This window comes from Enterobacter sp. TMH.L2 (assembly GCF_050847315.1).
Lineage (GTDB): Bacteria > Pseudomonadota > Gammaproteobacteria > Enterobacterales > Enterobacteriaceae > Cedecea.
Genome location: NZ_CP193791.1, coordinates 3,957,591 through 3,973,944, shown reverse-complemented (window position 1 = coordinate 3,973,944; position 16,354 = coordinate 3,957,591). Strand labels below are relative to the sequence as shown.

Here is a 16,354-nt window from a genome sequence, read left to right as displayed (position 1 = left end):
CAGGTAAAAATGAAAAAAGCCCGCACCTAAACAGTGCGGGCTTTTTTTTCGGGAAAAAATCAAGGGGTCACAACAATGCGAGTGTTGAAATTCGGTGGTACTTCGGTGGCAAATGCGGAGCGTTTCCTTCGCGTTGCCGATATCCTGGAAAGTAATGCCAAACAGGGGCAGGTGGCGACCGTGTTGTCTGCTCCGGCAAAAATTACTAACCACCTTGTGGCGATGATTGAGAAAACCATCGGGGGCCAGGACGCTGTGCCGAATATCAGCGACGCAGAGCGTATTTTTGCTGAACTGCTGAATGGTCTGGCAGAGGCGCAGCCGGGCTTTCCGCTGGCTGAACTGAAAGGGTTAGTGAATCAGGAGTTTGCTCAGCTTAAACATGTTCTGCACGGGATCAGCCTGCTTGGCCAGTGCCCGGACAGCATCAATGCGGCGATCATTTGCCGGGGCGAGAAGCTGTCTATCGCTATTATGTCGGGCGTGCTGCAGGCTCGTGGCTACCAGGTGACCGTGATCGATCCGGTCGAGAAGCTGCTGGCGGTGGGGCATTACCTGGATTCCAGCGTGGATATCGCAGAGTCAACTCGCCGCATTGCCGCCAGCCGCATTCCTGACGATCACATGATCCTGATGGCCGGGTTTACCGCCGGGAACGACAAAGGCGAGCTGGTTGTTCTGGGCCGCAACGGTTCCGACTATTCTGCCGCCGTGCTGGCTGCTTGTCTGCGAGCCGACTGTTGTGAAATCTGGACTGACGTCGACGGCGTTTATACCTGCGACCCGCGCCAGGTGCCTGATGCCCGACTGCTGAAGTCGATGTCTTACCAGGAAGCGATGGAGCTTTCCTACTTCGGCGCCAAAGTACTTCACCCTCGCACCATCACCCCGATTGCCCAGTTCCAGATCCCTTGCCTGATTAAAAATACCGGAAACCCGCAGGCGCCAGGTACGCTCATTGGCGACAAGAGCGATGACGAAGGGCTGCCGGTGAAAGGCATCACTAACCTGAATAACATGGCGATGTTTAGCGTTTCAGGGCCGGGCATGAAAGGCATGGTCGGCATGGCTGCACGCGTGTTTGCCGCGATGTCCCGTGCCGGGATCTCCGTGGTGCTGATCACCCAGTCCTCCTCCGAGTACAGCATCAGCTTCTGCGTTCCGCAGGCCGATTGCGGCCGCGCTCGCAAAGCGATGGAAGACGAATTCTATCTCGAACTGAAAGAGGAGCTGCTGGAGCCGCTGGCGGTCACCGAACGCCTGGCGGTTATCTCCGTCGTGGGCGACGGCATGAAAACGTTGCGCGGTATCTCCGCCAAGTTCTTTGCTGCCCTGGCCCGCGCGAATATCAACATTATCGCTATCGCACAGGGTTCTTCCGAGCGTTCTATCTCCGTTGTGGTCAATAACGACGATGCCGTGACCGGCGTACGTGTGACTCACCAGATGCTGTTTAACACCGATCAGGTTATTGAGTTGTTCCTCGTGGGCGTTGGCGGCGTGGGCGCGGCTCTGCTGGAGCAGGTTAAACGCCAGCAGGCGTGGTTGAAGGAGAAGCATATCGACCTGCGCGTTTGCGGCGTGGCGAATTCTAAAGCCCTGCTGACTAACGTGCATGGCCTGGATCTCGAGAACTGGCAGCAGGCGCTGGAGCAGGCCAAAGAGCCGTTCAATCTTGGCCGCCTGATCCGCCTGGTGAAAGAGTATCATCTGCTAAACCCGGTAATTGTGGACTGCACTTCCAGCCAGGCCGTGGCGGATCAGTACGCTGATTTCCTGAGCGAAGGTTTCCACGTGGTGACGCCAAACAAAAAGGCCAACACCTCGAGCATGAATTATTACCACCAGTTGCGTAATGCCGCAGAGAGTTCTCGCCGGAAGTTCCTCTACGACACCAACGTGGGGGCAGGCTTGCCGGTTATCGAAAACCTGCAAAACCTGCTGAATGCGGGCGATGAGCTGCAGCGTTTCTCGGGCATTCTTTCCGGATCGCTTTCTTACATCTTCGGGAAGCTGGATGAGGGAATGAGCTTCTCGCTGGCGACCAGCACTGCGCGTGAAATGGGATATACCGAACCGGATCCGCGTGACGATCTTTCCGGTATGGACGTGGCGCGTAAGCTGTTGATCCTGGCACGTGAGACCGGGAGCAGTCTGGAGCTTTCGGATATCGAGATCGAATCCGTACTTCCGGAAAATTTTGATGCAAGCGGAGACGTCGAGTCTTTTATGGCACGCCTTCCTCAGTTGGATGATGAGTTTACGGCTCGTGTGAGGAAGGCGCGTGACGATGGGAAAGTGCTACGTTACGTCGGCATTATTGAAGAAGACGGCAGCTGCAAAGTGAAAATCGACGCCGTAGACGGCAACGATCCGCTGTATAAGGTGAAGAACGGCGAAAATGCCCTGGCCTTCTACAGCCACTATTATCAACCGCTGCCGCTGGTACTGCGTGGCTACGGGGCGGGTAACGACGTTACCGCCGCCGGTGTCTTCGCGGATCTGCTTCGCACCCTGTCATGGAAGTTAGGAGTTTAAGATGGTTAAAGTATATGCCCCGGCTTCCAGCGCCAATATGAGCGTCGGTTTTGATGTGCTGGGCGCGGCGGTGTCGCCGGTTGATGGCTCGCATTTGGGTGATTACGTCACGGTTGAAGCGGCAGACAGCTTCAGCCTGACCAACCTTGGGCGGTTCGCCAGCAAGCTGCCGGATGAACCGCGCGAGAACATTGTTTATCAGTGCTGGGAGCGTTTCTGCCAGGAAATTGGCAAGACTATTCCCGTGGCGATGACGCTTGAGAAAAACATGCCCATCGGCTCCGGACTGGGATCCAGCGCCTGTTCAGTGGTGGCTGGCCTGATGGCGATGAATGAATTTTGCGGTAAGCCTTTGAGCGACACACGCTTGCTGGCACTGATGGGCGAGCTGGAAGGGCGTATTTCCGGCAGCATTCATTACGATAACGTCGCGCCTTGTTTCCTTGGCGGCATGCAGTTAATGATCGAAGAAAACGGCATCATCAGCCAGCAGGTGCCAGGCTTTGATGAGTGGCTTTGGGTGCTGGCGTACCCTGGGATTAAGGTTTCAACCGCCGAAGCGCGTGCGATTTTACCCGCCCAGTATCGCCGTCAGGACTGCATCAGCCACGGTCGCCATCTGGCCGGTTTTATTCATGCCTGTCATACCCGCCAGCCTGCACTTGCGGCGAAGCTGATGAAGGATGTGATTGCTGAACCTTACCGCGCCAAACTGCTGCCGAAGTTTGATGAGTCCCGTAAAGCCGTGGCGGATATCGGCGCCTTGGCGAGCGGGATTTCGGGTTCTGGCCCGACCTTATTTGCACTGTGCGATAACACCGATACCGCGCAGCGCGTGGCTGACTGGCTCAGCCAACATTATTTGCAGAACCAGGAAGGTTTTGTACATATTTGCCGTCTGGATACGGCTGGCGCACGAGTTTTGGGATAAGACATGAAACTGTACAACCTTAAAGATCACAACGAGCAGGTCTCCTTTGCACAGGCGGTTACCCAGGGCCTGGGCAAACAGCAGGGCCTGTTTTTCCCGCATGACCTGCCTGAGTTTGAACTGACTGAAATCGACGCCATGCTGGAGATGGATTTTGTCAGCCGTAGCAGCAAAATTTTGTCCGCATTTATCGGGGATGAGATCCCGCAGGAGATTCTGGAAGAGCGCGTGCGTGCGGCCTTCGCGTTTCCTGCACCGGTGAATATTGTTGAGCCGGACGTGGGCTGCCTGGAACTGTTCCACGGCCCGACGCTGGCGTTTAAAGACTTTGGCGGGCGCTTTATGGCGCAGATGCTGACCCACATCAGCGGCGACAAGCCTGTAACCATTCTGACCGCAACATCCGGCGATACCGGTGCGGCGGTGGCCCATGCGTTCTACGGCCTTAAGAATGTGCGCGTCGTTATTCTTTATCCGCGTGGGAAAATCAGCCCGCTGCAGGAAAAACTGTTCTGTACCCTCGGTGGAAATATCGAAACCGTGGCGATTGACGGCGATTTTGATGCCTGCCAGGCGCTGGTGAAACAGGCATTTGATGATGAAGAACTGAAGGTGGCGCTGGGGTTAAACTCGGCAAACTCCATCAACATTAGCCGCCTGCTGGCGCAGATCTGCTATTACTTCGAAGCGGTAGCCCAGCTGCCGCAGGAAGCCCGTAATCAGCTTGTGGTCTCCGTGCCGAGCGGTAACTTTGGCGATCTGACGGCTGGCCTGCTGGCAAAATCCCTCGGCCTGCCGATTAAGCGCTTTATTGCGGCGACTAATGCCAACGACACCGTTCCGCGTTTCCTGGCTGAAGGCCAGTGGGCACCTAAAGCGACCGTGGCCACGCTGTCCAACGCCATGGATGTTAGCCAGCCGAACAACTGGCCGCGAGTGGAAGAGCTTTTCCGCCGCAAAATTTGGCGTCTGACCGACCTTGGCTATGCTGCCGTGACAGATGAAACCACCAAAGACACGATGCGCGAGCTGAAGGCGATTGGCTACGTTTCTGAACCACACGCGGCGATTGCTTACCGTGCTCTGCGCGACCAGCTGCAGCCAGGTGAGTTTGGGCTGTTCCTGGGGACCGCGCATCCGGCGAAGTTTAAAGAGAGCGTGGAAGAGATTCTGGGCGAAGCGCTGCCGCTGCCGGAGGAGCTGGCCTCCCGCGCCGATCTGCCGCTGCTGTCCCACAACCTACCAGCTGATTTTGCCGAACTGCGTAAGTTCATGATGGTTAAAGCGTAATTCTGAAGCCCCATTTTGCTTGTCAGACTGGGGCGTTTTTCCCTGTAAATCAGGGAGAAAATAAGCAGGCATTTAGCAGGAAAAAAGGAGAAATTCCCATAAAATGCGGGTGCTTAGAGATTAGGATTGCGGAGAATAACGCGGGTGTGATTTCCGACATAAGCTCATCTTAACGGGCCCACTGGGCCGGCTTAAGAAGTAAGGAGCAAATTATGTTGAAATCCATTTTTCTGGCGTTGTCCCTGCTGGTGGTGACGCCGCTGGCGGTACAGGCGGGAGAAATCACGCTGGTGCCTGCCGTGACGCTGCACTTCGGCGATCAGGATAACCACGGGCGCTACTGGGACGGCCATTACTGGCGAGACCACGACTGGTGGGTAAGACACTATGAGTGGCGTGAACATCGTTGGCAGCGCCACGCAAGGTTTGATGGCCCGCCACGGGAACATCATGATAATCGCTGGGACAGGTAACCGGCGCGAGTTCAAAGTAAAACGCCAGCTTAACGCTGGCGTTTTTTTATTGCTCGTGGCGCTTAAACACCAGTTCGTTTTTCTGGGACGCTTCTTCATCAAAGAAATAGCCGTCGGTATTAAACGCTCTGAGTTGTTCTGGCTTCGTCAGGCGATTCTCAATGATGTAGCGGCTCATCAGCCCGCGCGCTTTTTTCGCGTAGAAGCTGATGACTTTAAACTTGCCGTTCTTCTCATCGAGGAAGACGGGCTTGACGATCTCCGCGTTCAGCTTCTTCGGCTTCACCGCTTTAAAGTATTCATCAGACGCCAGATTGACCACGATATTGTCGCCCTGGGTGGCCAGCACCTGATTGAGCTTCTCGGTGATCGTATCGCCCCAGAAGTGATACAGATCTTTGCCTTTTGGGTTTTCCAGGCGAATGCCCATTTCCAGCCGGTAAGGCTGCATTAAATCCAGCGGGCGCAGCACGCCGTACAGCCCGGAAAGCATACGCAGATGCTGTTGGGCGAAATCAAAGTCGGCTTCACTAAACTCTTCGGCCTGCAGGCCGGTATACACATCGCCTTTAAAGGCGAGAATAGCCGGGCGCGCGTTTTGTGGCGTAAATGCCGGATGCCACTCATGGAAACGGGTTTCGTTAAGAGAAGCCAGCTTATCGCTGATGCTCATCAGGGAGGCAATTTGCGGTGCGCTAAGCTTGCGGGCAACGCTGATTAACTGCTGTGAATATTCCAACAGTTCCGGCTGTGTATAGCGGTCCGTCGGCAGCTCGCTTTGGTAATCCAGCGTTTTGGCAGGTGAGATAAGAATTAGCATGTCCACTCCTTGCATAGTTTGGCCGTTACTTTAGCAAATTTCCTGCCTGTCGCGGCCTATGGCTGCAATCAGCTAAGGTTTTTTTTCCACGTCTCTGTCCCAAACGCCGGGGGCAAGCTGGGTCTTAATCTCCGGGAAACGGTTGGGGTTGAAAATAGGCGATATGCCCAGCTTTTGCTGGCGCAGATAATCTGCCGCTATCGTTTTCACCACCGGAGAAAGCAGCAGGATCGCCGTGATATTGGTTAACGCCATAATAGCCATCGCCACGTCTGCCAGCTGCCAGACCAATGGCAGCGCGGCCTGCGTACCGAACATCACCATAGCGAGCACCATAAAGCGCAGTAAAAATTTCAGCGCGCGGCTGTCCTGGTTCAGGAACAGCAAATTGTTCTCTGCGTAGGTGTAATTCGCCATGATAGACGTGAAGGCGAACAGGAAAACGATAACCACGATAAAACCGCTGCCCCAACTGCCTACGGCTGAGCTGAGCGCTTGCTGAACCAGAATAATGCCGCTGCGTGACGTTTCTGTGCCATCCATCATGCCGGACATCAGCACAATGGCGGCAGTCGCGGTGCAGATGATCACCGTATCGATTAATACCCCAAACATTTGCACCACGCCCTGAGTGGCCGGGTGTGGGGGCCATGCGGCCGCCGCTGCGGCTGCGTTAGGCGTGGAGCCCATGCCAGCTTCGTTAGAAAACATCCCGCGCTGGAAGCCATTGGTGATGGCCTGGCTGACGGTATAACCCAGCGCGCCCGAAGCGGCTTCGTGCCAGCCGAAGGCGTGGCTGAAAATCAGCCGGATGACTTCGGGGAAACGTTCAATGTGCAGCCCCACAACATACAGGCTCATGCATACCCAGAGTAATGCCATTAGCGGCACCAGCCACTGGGAGAGGCGAGCAATGGTCCGCATTCCTCGCCAGATGACCAGCGCGGTAACCATAACCAGGAATAGGCCTACCCAGATTTTTGGCACGTCAAACGCGTAGTGAGTGGCAATCGCGATGGAGTTGGCCTGTACGGCGTTGAACACCATGCCGAAGGCAACGATCAAAAAGACGGAAAACAGCACTCCCATCCAGCGCATGCCAAGCCCACGCTCCATATACCAGGCCGGGCCGCCGCGGTAGTTTCCTTCTTTGTCGCGGGTTTTATAGAGTTGGGCGAGGGAGCACTCTGCGAAGGCAGTGGCCATGCTGAGCACGGCGGCAACCCACATCCAGAACACCGAACCGGGGCCACCTGCTGAGATGGCCAGCGCAATGCCCGCAAGGTTACCGCTGCCGACGCGCGCGGCAAGGCTGGTGCAAAGTGCCTGGAATGAGGATATTCCGGAAGGATCCGGCGAGTCGCTGTTGCGCAGGAAAAGGCGCAGCCGGGTAAAGTAACGGAACTGGACGAAGCCGCTGCGGAAGGTGAACCAGATGCCCGCGCCAATAAGCAGCCAAAGTAGGACCGAGCCCCAAAGTACCTCATTGATAAAAAATAAAAAATCTGTCATTAACGTCCCTCTTGTTAATGCGTGATGGCGGCGAGGTTGACGGGCCCGGGCCATGCAATCCATTACGTTACAGATAAAATGGCGGTCGAGTTTAGCATATTCTCGTCCACTGGACGGACAGCACTTGTCGCGGTTGCACCTGATGGGCGGCGTGATATCATCAAGCCAGACCGGTTACATCTCCCTAACAAGCTACACCTGAAGAGAAATACTCATTATGACGGATAAATTGACTTCTTTGCGTCAACTGACCACCGTGGTTGCTGACACCGGAGATATCGCGGCGATGAAGCTGTACCAGCCGCAAGATGCTACTACCAACCCTTCTCTGATCCTTAACGCTGCGCAGATCCCTGAGTACCGTAAACTGATCGACGAAGCGATTACCTGGGCTCGTAGCCAGAGCAACGATCGCGCTCAGCAGGTGGTTGACGCTTCCGACAAGCTGGCGGTAAACATCGGCCTGGAAATTCTGAAGCTGATCCCTGGCCGTATCTCGACTGAAGTGGATGCTCGCCTTTCCTATGACACTGAAGCCAGCATCGCGAAAGCCAAACACCTGATCAAGCTCTACAACGACGCGGGCATCAGCAACGATCGCATCCTGATTAAACTGGCTTCTACCTGGCAGGGCATCCGCGCTGCAGAGCAGCTGGAAAAAGAAGGCATCAACTGTAACCTGACCCTGCTGTTCTCCTTCGCTCAGGCTCGTGCCTGTGCTGAAGCTGGCGTGTTCCTGATTTCTCCGTTCGTTGGCCGTATCCTTGACTGGTACAAAGCTAACACCGACAAGAAAGAGTACGCTCCGCAGGAAGATCCAGGCGTGGTTTCCGTGACCGAAATCTACCAGTACTACAAGCAGCACGGTTACGAAACCGTGGTGATGGGTGCAAGCTTCCGTAACGTCGGTGAAATCGTCGAGCTGGCTGGCTGTGACCGCCTGACCATCGCACCTGCCCTGCTGAAAGAGCTGGCAGAAAGCGAAGGCGCAATTGAGCGTAAGCTGAGCTACACCGGGGAAGTGAAAGCGCGTCCTGAGCGTATCACCGAGTCCCAGTTCCTGTGGCAGCACAACCAGGATCCAATGGCCGTAGACAAACTGGCGGACGGTATCCGTAAGTTTGCTATCGACCAGGAAAAACTGGAAAAAATGATCGGCGACCTGCTGTAATCATTCTCGTGGCCGGCTTCCGTCGGCCACGCTTTTCACCGCTTTCCCTGTCTGCAACGCCTTTCCCCGTGTATCATTCCTCTCAGACTTGCTGATTTCCGGGATTGATATGAATACCTTACGCATTGGACTCGTGTCCATTTCAGACCGCGCTTCTAGCGGCGTTTATCAGGATAAAGGCATCCCTGCGCTGCAAGAGTGGCTTGAGCAGACGTTGACGACGCCGTTTAAAATAGAAACCCGTCTGATCCCTGACGAGCAATCCCTCATTGAACAAGCACTTTGCGAGCTGGTGGATGAGATGGCCTGCCATTTGGTGCTGACCACCGGCGGAACCGGGCCGGCGCGTCGTGACGTAACGCCGGACGCTACGCTCGCCGTCGCCGATCGGTTAATGCCCGGCTTTGGCGAACAGATGCGTCAGATCAGCCTGCATTTTGTCCCGACAGCGATCCTCTCGCGTCAGGTGGGCGTCATTCGCAAACAGGCCTTGATCCTCAACCTTCCGGGGCAGCCAAAATCTATTCAGGAAACGCTGGAAGGCGTGAAAGATGAAACCGGCAAGGTTGTGGTGCCGGGAATTTTTGCGAGTGTACCGTATTGTATACAGCTGCTGGATGGACCTTATGTTGAAACGCATGACCATGTGGTAGCAGCTTTCCGCCCTAAAAGCGCTCGATGCGAGACAAAACCCTGAATAATTAGCTTTTGTGACATAAGATCGAATTGGTATGGAGTGTGAACATTTTATCGTTATAGTAACTCTGGCTTTACAGCTAAACGGAAAAAATAATTAACACTCCTCTTTACAAGCGGTCCCCTATGTCAAAACAGCACGCCAGACCTCTTAACCGGCAGGATTACAAAACCCTGACGCTTGCAGCCCTCGGTGGCGCCCTCGAATTCTACGACTTCATTATCTTCGTCTTCTTTGCGGCGGTGCTGGGAGAGCTCTTCTTCCCGGCCGATATCCCGGAGTGGCTGCGCCAGGTGCAGACATTCGCTATTTTCGCGGCCGGTTATCTTGTGCGTCCGCTGGGCGGGGTTGTGATGGCGCACTTTGGCGATCTGGTTGGCCGCAAAAAGATGTTTACCCTCAGTATTCTGCTGATGGCGGTACCGACATTGGCCATAGGTTTGTTGCCAACGTACGCTTCATTAGGCATTGCGGCTCCGCTGTTGCTGCTGCTGATGCGTATTCTGCAGGGGGCGGCCATCGGCGGCGAAGTGCCGGGCGCCTGGGTGTTTGTCTCTGAGCATGTGCCGGATAAGCGGATTGGTATTGCCTGCGGCATTTTGACGATGGGGCTGACCGTCGGGATTCTGTTGGGCTCCGTGGTGGCAACCATTATTAATACTTCCATGACCCAGCAGGCGATTCATGACGGCGGCTGGCGCATTCCTTTCTTCCTTGGCGGGATTTTTGGTCTGGTGGCGATGTACCTTCGCCGCTGGCTGCGTGAAACGCCGATCTTCCTCGAAATGCAGCAGCGTAAAGCGCTGGCCGAGGAGATGCCGCTTAAGTCAGTCGTGGTTGGGCATAAAAAAGCGGTGGTGGTTTCTATGCTGCTGACCTGGCTGCTCTCCGCCTGCATCGTGGTGGTGATATTGATGTCGCCGATCTGGCTGCAAAAACAGCATGGGATCGCGCCTGCCTTAACGTTGCAGGCAAACAGTATCGCCACGATTATGCTGTGCGTGGGCTGCCTGCTGGCAGGGCTGTCGGCTGACCGCTATGGCTCAGGGAAAACCTTTACCGTCGGCAGCATCTTGCTCGCCATCTGTAGCTGGATGTTTTATCACCTGAGTGGGACGCATCCAGAACATCTCTTCTTGCTGTATGGCCTGGTCGGGCTGAGCGTGGGCGTGGTTGGCGCTGTACCATTTGTTATGGTGCGAGCCTTCCCGGCGCAGGTACGATTCACCGGAATTTCGTTTTCTTACAATCTGTCCTATGCCATTTTTGGCGGCCTGACGCCGATTGCGGTCACCATGTTAATGGGCGTTTCGCCGATGGCTCCGGCCTGGTACGTGCTGGCGCTTGCCGTTGTGGGTTTGGTGATGGGGATTTGGCTAAGAAAGGATATTCATCATCAGGACAAGATAGAAGAAAGGGCGCTGACGCCTTCCTGAATAAAAAAACGCGGAGCAGGGCTCCGCGTTTTGTTTTCCGCTAAAGGAAGATTAGTGCTTTTCGCCGATAGGCAGCACGGTGCGGCCAAACTGCTCGTTCAGCACTTCACCCATCGCCAGGTAGATAGCGCTGGCGCCACAGACCAGGCCAATCCAGCCCGCGACTTTCACCATACCTTCGTTATCTGCCAGGTGGCCTATCGCCAGCAGGGCAAACAGCACGGTCAGGCTGGCAAACACGAACTGCAGCATACGTGGGGCCTTCAGGGTGCCGAAGAACATGAACAGGGTGAAAACACCCCACAGGCCCAGGTACGCGCCAAGGAAGTGGCCGTTGGCCGCATCGCTGAGGCCCATTTTAGGCATCAGCAGAATCGCCACCAGCGTCAGCCAGAAAGAGCCGTAGGAGGTGAAGGCGGTTAAACCGAAAGTGTTCCCTTTTTTAAACTCCAGCAGGCCCGCGAAGATTTGTGCGATACCGCCGTAGAAAATCCCCATCGCGAGGATAGTAACGTCAAAACCAAAAATACCTGCGTTATGCAGGTTGAGCAAAATGGTGGTCATGCCGAAGCCCATTAAGCCCAGGGGAGCTGGATTAGCCAACTTAGTGTTGCCCATAGTTCCTCTGAAAAATTCATCTGAAATGTAGTGTTAATTAAGGCCCCGCAGCCGGGAGTCCGGTTGCGGGCGCGGCATAATAATCAGGCAGCACGTCGGCGTCTATGATCTGAGCGGGGGGAAAGCAGAAAATTTTTTTTCACCTGCCCCTTGATGGCAAGCGTTGCGACCCCATCTTGTATGCAACCGCAGTTGGCGGACCTGAAAAAAAACGCTTCGGGCAGTTGAAACAGACGCTTTTGCCCGCATAACAGGTTCACAACCACATGATGACGAATTTTTAGTGGAGACGTTTAGATGGGTAAAATTATTGGTATCGACCTGGGGACTACTAACTCTTGTGTCGCGATTATGGATGGTACAACTGCTCGTGTGCTGGAGAACGCCGAGGGCGACCGCACCACGCCTTCTATCATTGCTTACACGCAGGACGGCGAAATCCTGGTAGGTCAGCCGGCTAAACGTCAGGCAGTGACTAACCCGCAAAACACTCTGTTTGCGATTAAACGCCTGATTGGCCGTCGCTTCCAGGACGAAGAAGTGCAGCGTGATGAAGCCATCATGCCTTACAAAATCATCGGCGCTGACAACGGCGACGCATGGATTGACGTAAAAGGTCAGAAAATGGCACCGCCGCAGATCTCTGCTGAAGTGCTGAAGAAAATGAAGAAAACCGCTGAAGATTACCTGGGTGAGCCGGTAACCGAAGCTGTTATCACCGTACCTGCATACTTTAACGATGCTCAGCGTCAGGCAACCAAAGATGCTGGCCGTATCGCAGGTCTGGAAGTGAAACGTATCATCAACGAACCAACCGCTGCCGCTCTGGCTTACGGCCTGGATAAAGAAGTCGGCAACCGTACTATCGCGGTTTACGACCTCGGTGGTGGTACTTTCGATATCTCTATTATCGAAATCGACGAAGTTGACGGCGAGAAAACCTTCGAAGTTCTGGCAACCAATGGTGATACCCACCTGGGTGGTGAAGACTTCGACAGCCGTATGATCAACTACCTCGTTGACGAGTTTAAGAAAGATCAGGGCATTGACCTGCGTAACGATCCGCTGGCAATGCAGCGCCTGAAAGAAGCGGCAGAAAAAGCCAAAATCGAGCTTTCTTCTGCACAGCAGACCGACGTAAACCTGCCGTACATCACTGCAGACGCGACCGGTCCAAAGCATATGAACATCAAAGTGACTCGTGCGAAACTGGAATCCCTGGTCGAAGACCTGGTCAACCGTTCTATCGAGCCGCTGAAAGTTGCCCTGCAGGATGCTGGCCTGTCCGTTTCCGATATCCAGGACGTTATCCTGGTCGGCGGTCAGACTCGTATGCCAATGGTGCAGAAAAAAGTTGCTGAGTTCTTCGGTAAAGAGCCGCGTAAAGACGTTAACCCGGACGAAGCTGTTGCTATCGGTGCAGCGGTTCAGGGCGGCGTGCTGACCGGCGATGTAAAAGACGTGCTGTTGCTGGACGTTACCCCACTGTCTCTGGGTATCGAAACTATGGGTGGCGTGATGACTGCGCTCATCAGCAAAAACACCACCATCCCAACCAAGCACAGCCAGGTGTTCTCTACTGCGGAAGACAACCAGTCTGCGGTAACCATCCACGTGATTCAGGGTGAGCGTAAACGCGCATCCGATAACAAATCACTGGGTCAGTTCAACCTGGATGGGATCAGCCCGGCACCGCGCGGTATGCCACAGATCGAAGTCACCTTCGACATCGATGCTGACGGTATTCTGCACGTCTCCGCGAAAGACAAAAACAGCGGCAAAGAGCAGAAGATCACCATCAAAGCATCTTCTGGCCTGAACGAAGACGAAATCCAGAAAATGGTTCGTGATGCAGAAGCTAACGCCGAAGCTGACCGTAAGTTCGAAGAGCTGGTTCAGACCCGTAACCAGGGTGACCATCTGCTGCACAGCACCCGTAAGCAGGTTGAAGAAGCAGGCGACAAACTGCCGGCTGACGACAAAACCGCTATCGAGTCTGCGCTGACCGCGCTGGAAGCGTCCCTGAAGGGCGAAGACAAAGCGGACATCGAAGCTAAAATCCAGGCTCTGGCTGAAGTATCCCAGAAGCTGATGGAACTGGCTCAGCAGCAGCACGCTGAGCAGCAGGCTGGCAATGCCGCAGATGCAGGCCACGCCAACGCCGGCAAAGACGACGATGTTGTTGATGCCGAGTTCGAAGAAGTTAAAGATAAAAAATAATCGCCCTGATGCAGGGTAATTAACCGGCACGGGCGCGGAGTTTACTCCACGCCCGTGCTCGTATGTTAAGGGCAGAAAAAAGAGATGGCGAAGAGAGACTATTACGAGGTTTTAGGCGTTCCGAAGTCAGCGGAAGAGCGTGAAATCAAAAAGGCTTACAAGCGCCTGGCGATGAAGTTCCATCCGGACCGTAACCAGGGCGATAAAGAGGCCGAGGCGAAGTTCAAAGAGATCAAAGAAGCCTACGAAATCCTGACTGATGACCAAAAACGTGCGGCCTACGATCAGTACGGTCACGCTGCGTTTGAACAAGGTGGTATGGGCGGCGGCGGCGGCTTTGGTGGCGGCGGTGCCGACTTCAGCGATATCTTTGGCGACGTATTCGGCGACATTTTTGGTGGCGGGCGCCGCCAGCGTGCGTCCCGCGGTGCAGACCTGCGCTACAACATGGACTTAACGCTTGAGGAAGCGGTTCGTGGCGTCACCAAAGAGATCCGTATCCCGACGCTCGAAGAGTGCGAAGTTTGCCACGGCAGCGGCGCGAAGAAAGGATCTTCCCCGCAGACCTGTCCAACCTGTCACGGCCAGGGCCAGGTGCAGATGCGCCAGGGCTTCTTTACCGTGCAGCAAAGCTGCCCGCACTGTCAGGGCCGCGGCACTATCATTAAAGATCCGTGCAACAGCTGCCACGGTCACGGCCGCGTAGAGAAAACCAAAACGCTGTCGGTGAAAATCCCGGCAGGCGTGGATACCGGAGACCGTATTCGTCTGTCTGGCGAAGGCGAAGCGGGCGAACACGGCGCGCCATCAGGCGATCTGTACGTTCAGGTTCAGGTGAAACAGCACCCAATCTTCGAACGCGAAGGCAATAACCTCTACTGCGAAGTGCCGATCAACTTTGCGATGGCTGCGCTGGGTGGAGAAATTGAAGTTCCAACCCTGGACGGTCGAGTTAACTTGAAGGTTCCGGGTGAAACGCAAACCGGCAAGCTGTTCAGAATGCGCGGTAAAGGCGTGAAGTCCGTACGAGGCGGTGCGCAGGGCGATCTGCTGTGCCGTGTCGTTGTAGAGACGCCAGTTAGTCTGAACGAAAAACAGAAAAAGCTGCTGCGTGATTTAGAAGAGAGCTTCGGCGGCCCTACCGGGGCGAATAACAGCCCGCGTTCGAAGAGCTTCTTCGACGGGGTGAAGAAATTCTTTGATGATTTAACTCGGTAATTTCTTCCTGTTGGTATGCTTCAAAAAACCTGAACTGCTTCATTCGGTTCAGGTTTTTTTATGCTTTTTGATATGGGTCGGTTTTTTCGATCTTTTTTTGCCATATAAGCTGTTTTTAACGATGTGTCATTGTCGCTATTCTGGCTACCCTATTAGTGTTCAGGATGAATACGCTACTTAGAGAGTTGGGTGAAATAATGACTAAAAATATGCAACGTTTCTTTCAGAATGATGCCGCTGGCGGTATTTTTTTGATTGTTGCTGCGGCACTGGCAATGCTACTGGCAAATATGGGATCGACCAGCGCTGGCTATGAGGCTTTTCTTGCCACACCTGTTGAAGTGAGAATTGGGCCGCTGGATATCAGTAAAAATCTGCTGCTGTGGGTGAATGATGCCTTGATGGCGATTTTCTTCCTGATGATTGGCCTTGAGGTAAAGAGGGAAATGGTTATCGGGTCACTGGCCGATCGCCGTCAGGCTTCATTCCCGGTCATTGCCGCCCTGGGTGGGATGGTGGTACCGGCTCTGCTTTATCTGGTTTTTAACTATGCTGATCCTGTAACCCGTGAAGGCTGGGCGATACCTGCGGCAACCGACATTGCCTTTGCTTTAGGGATCCTTGCGCTTCTAGGCAACCGTGTCCCGCTGGCGCTGAAGGTTTTCCTGATGGCGCTGGCAATTATTGATGATCTTGGCGCAATTGTGATTATCGCGCTGTTTTATACCAGCGATCTTTCGGTGATGTCGCTAGGTGTCGCTGCCGTGGCCATTGTGGCACTGGCATTGCTGAACCTGTTTAACGTGCGTCGTACCGGAGTCTACATTCTGGTGGGCGTAATATTGTGGACTGCGGTACTGAAATCAGGCGTGCATGCCACGCTTGCAGGCGTGATTATTGGCTTCTTCATTCCACTGAAAGAAGAAAAGGGACGCTCGCCAGCTCAGGACCTGGAGCATGTGCTGCATCCGTGGGTCGCCTTCCTGATCCTGCCGCTGTTTGCTTTTGCTAATGCAGGGGTTTCCCTCAGCGGAGTGACCATGCAGGGGCTAACGTCGCTTCTGCCGCTGGGTATTATGGCCGGGTTGTTCATCGGTAAGCCGCTGGGTATCAGCCTGTTTTGCTGGCTGGCGCTGAAGTTTAAGCTTGCCTCACTGCCTGAGGGAACAAGCTTCAGGGATATTATGGCGGTAGGCGTGCTGTGTGGCATAGGGTTTACGATGTCCATCTTCATCGCTTCACTGGCCTTTGGCGACGTTGACGCGGAGCTGATTACCTGGGCGAAACTGGGCATTTTGCTGGGGTCGTTACTCTCTGCTGTCGTCGGCTTCATGATGCTAAAAGTACGATTGCCTAAGGCGACTTCATGACGTTACTGGCTGCCGGGTCATCGTCAGATGACCCGATAATGGATTAATTCTCAGGGAGTG

The 16,354-nt window shown here is 54.5% G+C and carries 13 protein-coding genes and 1 other annotated feature (1 of these 14 running past the window's edge); of the genes, 10 read left to right on the top strand and 3 right to left on the bottom strand.

The window, feature by feature from the left end:
* Positions 1-50 (top strand) — a sequence feature (Thr leader region) (it extends 68 nt beyond the left edge of the window).
* Between the two features lie 25 nt (positions 51-75).
* The 4 genes from thrA (at position 76) to ACREYP_RS18965 (ending at position 5,232) form a co-directional block, all read left to right on the top strand.
* The gene (gene thrA, locus ACREYP_RS18980) at positions 76-2,538 is read left to right on the top strand and encodes a bifunctional aspartate kinase/homoserine dehydrogenase I (RefSeq protein ID WP_008461666.1); all 2,463 of its coding nucleotides are present in this window, start codon (positions 76-78) and stop codon (positions 2,536-2,538) included.
* A 1-nt stretch (position 2,539) separates the two neighbouring features.
* A complete protein-coding gene (gene thrB, locus ACREYP_RS18975; protein WP_008461668.1) occupies positions 2,540-3,469 on the top strand; it encodes a homoserine kinase in 930 nt (309 codons plus the stop codon).
* A gap of 3 nt (positions 3,470-3,472) precedes the next feature.
* Positions 3,473-4,759 (top strand): threonine synthase, encoded by a 1,287-nt coding sequence (gene thrC, locus ACREYP_RS18970; RefSeq protein WP_498881026.1) that lies wholly within the window; start codon positions 3,473-3,475, stop codon positions 4,757-4,759.
* Positions 4,760-4,971: 212 nt separating this feature from the next.
* Positions 4,972-5,232, top strand: a complete 261-nt coding sequence (locus tag ACREYP_RS18965; RefSeq protein WP_008461673.1) for a DUF2502 domain-containing protein — start codon at positions 4,972-4,974, stop codon at positions 5,230-5,232.
* A gap of 46 nt (positions 5,233-5,278) precedes the next feature.
* Here the strand turns inward: ACREYP_RS18965 and yaaA are convergent, their stop codons facing one another.
* Together yaaA and ACREYP_RS18955 are read right to left on the bottom strand one after the other, a co-directional pair.
* Positions 5,279-6,052 (bottom strand): peroxide stress protein YaaA, encoded by a 774-nt coding sequence (gene yaaA, locus ACREYP_RS18960; protein WP_336818394.1) that lies wholly within the window; start codon positions 6,050-6,052, stop codon positions 5,279-5,281.
* A gap of 72 nt (positions 6,053-6,124) precedes the next feature.
* A complete protein-coding gene (locus ACREYP_RS18955) occupies positions 6,125-7,564 on the bottom strand; it encodes an alanine/glycine:cation symporter family protein (RefSeq protein WP_336818395.1) in 1,440 nt (479 codons plus the stop codon).
* A gap of 217 nt (positions 7,565-7,781) precedes the next feature.
* Here ACREYP_RS18955 and tal point away from each other — a divergent pair, with 217 nt between their 5' ends.
* The 3 genes from tal to ACREYP_RS18940 all read left to right on the top strand — a co-directional run bounded on the left by tal (position 7,782) and on the right by ACREYP_RS18940 (position 10,868).
* The gene (gene tal, locus ACREYP_RS18950) at positions 7,782-8,735 is read left to right on the top strand and encodes a transaldolase (RefSeq protein WP_008461680.1); all 954 of its coding nucleotides are present in this window, start codon (positions 7,782-7,784) and stop codon (positions 8,733-8,735) included.
* Between the two features lie 109 nt (positions 8,736-8,844).
* A complete protein-coding gene (mog, locus tag ACREYP_RS18945; RefSeq protein WP_336818396.1) occupies positions 8,845-9,432 on the top strand; it encodes a molybdopterin adenylyltransferase in 588 nt (195 codons plus the stop codon).
* A gap of 125 nt (positions 9,433-9,557) precedes the next feature.
* Complete coding sequence (locus ACREYP_RS18940) at positions 9,558-10,868, top strand: MFS transporter (RefSeq protein ID WP_166993493.1); 1,311 nt, start codon at positions 9,558-9,560, stop codon at positions 10,866-10,868.
* A 51-nt stretch (positions 10,869-10,919) separates the two neighbouring features.
* On the opposite strand, the gene satP is transcribed toward ACREYP_RS18940, so the two are convergent.
* Positions 10,920-11,486, bottom strand: a complete 567-nt coding sequence (gene satP / locus ACREYP_RS18935) for an acetate uptake transporter (protein WP_008461687.1) — start codon at positions 11,484-11,486, stop codon at positions 10,920-10,922.
* A gap of 297 nt (positions 11,487-11,783) precedes the next feature.
* Between satP and dnaK the strand changes: the two genes are divergently transcribed.
* From dnaK to nhaA, 3 genes are all read left to right on the top strand, one after another.
* A complete protein-coding gene (gene dnaK / locus ACREYP_RS18930) occupies positions 11,784-13,706 on the top strand; it encodes a molecular chaperone DnaK (protein WP_008461689.1) in 1,923 nt (640 codons plus the stop codon).
* Positions 13,707-13,790: 84 nt separating this feature from the next.
* Positions 13,791-14,924 (top strand): molecular chaperone DnaJ, encoded by a 1,134-nt coding sequence (dnaJ, locus tag ACREYP_RS18925; protein ID WP_008461691.1) that lies wholly within the window; start codon positions 13,791-13,793, stop codon positions 14,922-14,924.
* 197 nt (positions 14,925-15,121) lie between these two features.
* The gene (nhaA, locus tag ACREYP_RS18920) at positions 15,122-16,294 is read left to right on the top strand and encodes a Na+/H+ antiporter NhaA (protein WP_336818398.1); all 1,173 of its coding nucleotides are present in this window, start codon (positions 15,122-15,124) and stop codon (positions 16,292-16,294) included.
* Positions 16,295-16,354: the final 60 nt, after the last annotated feature.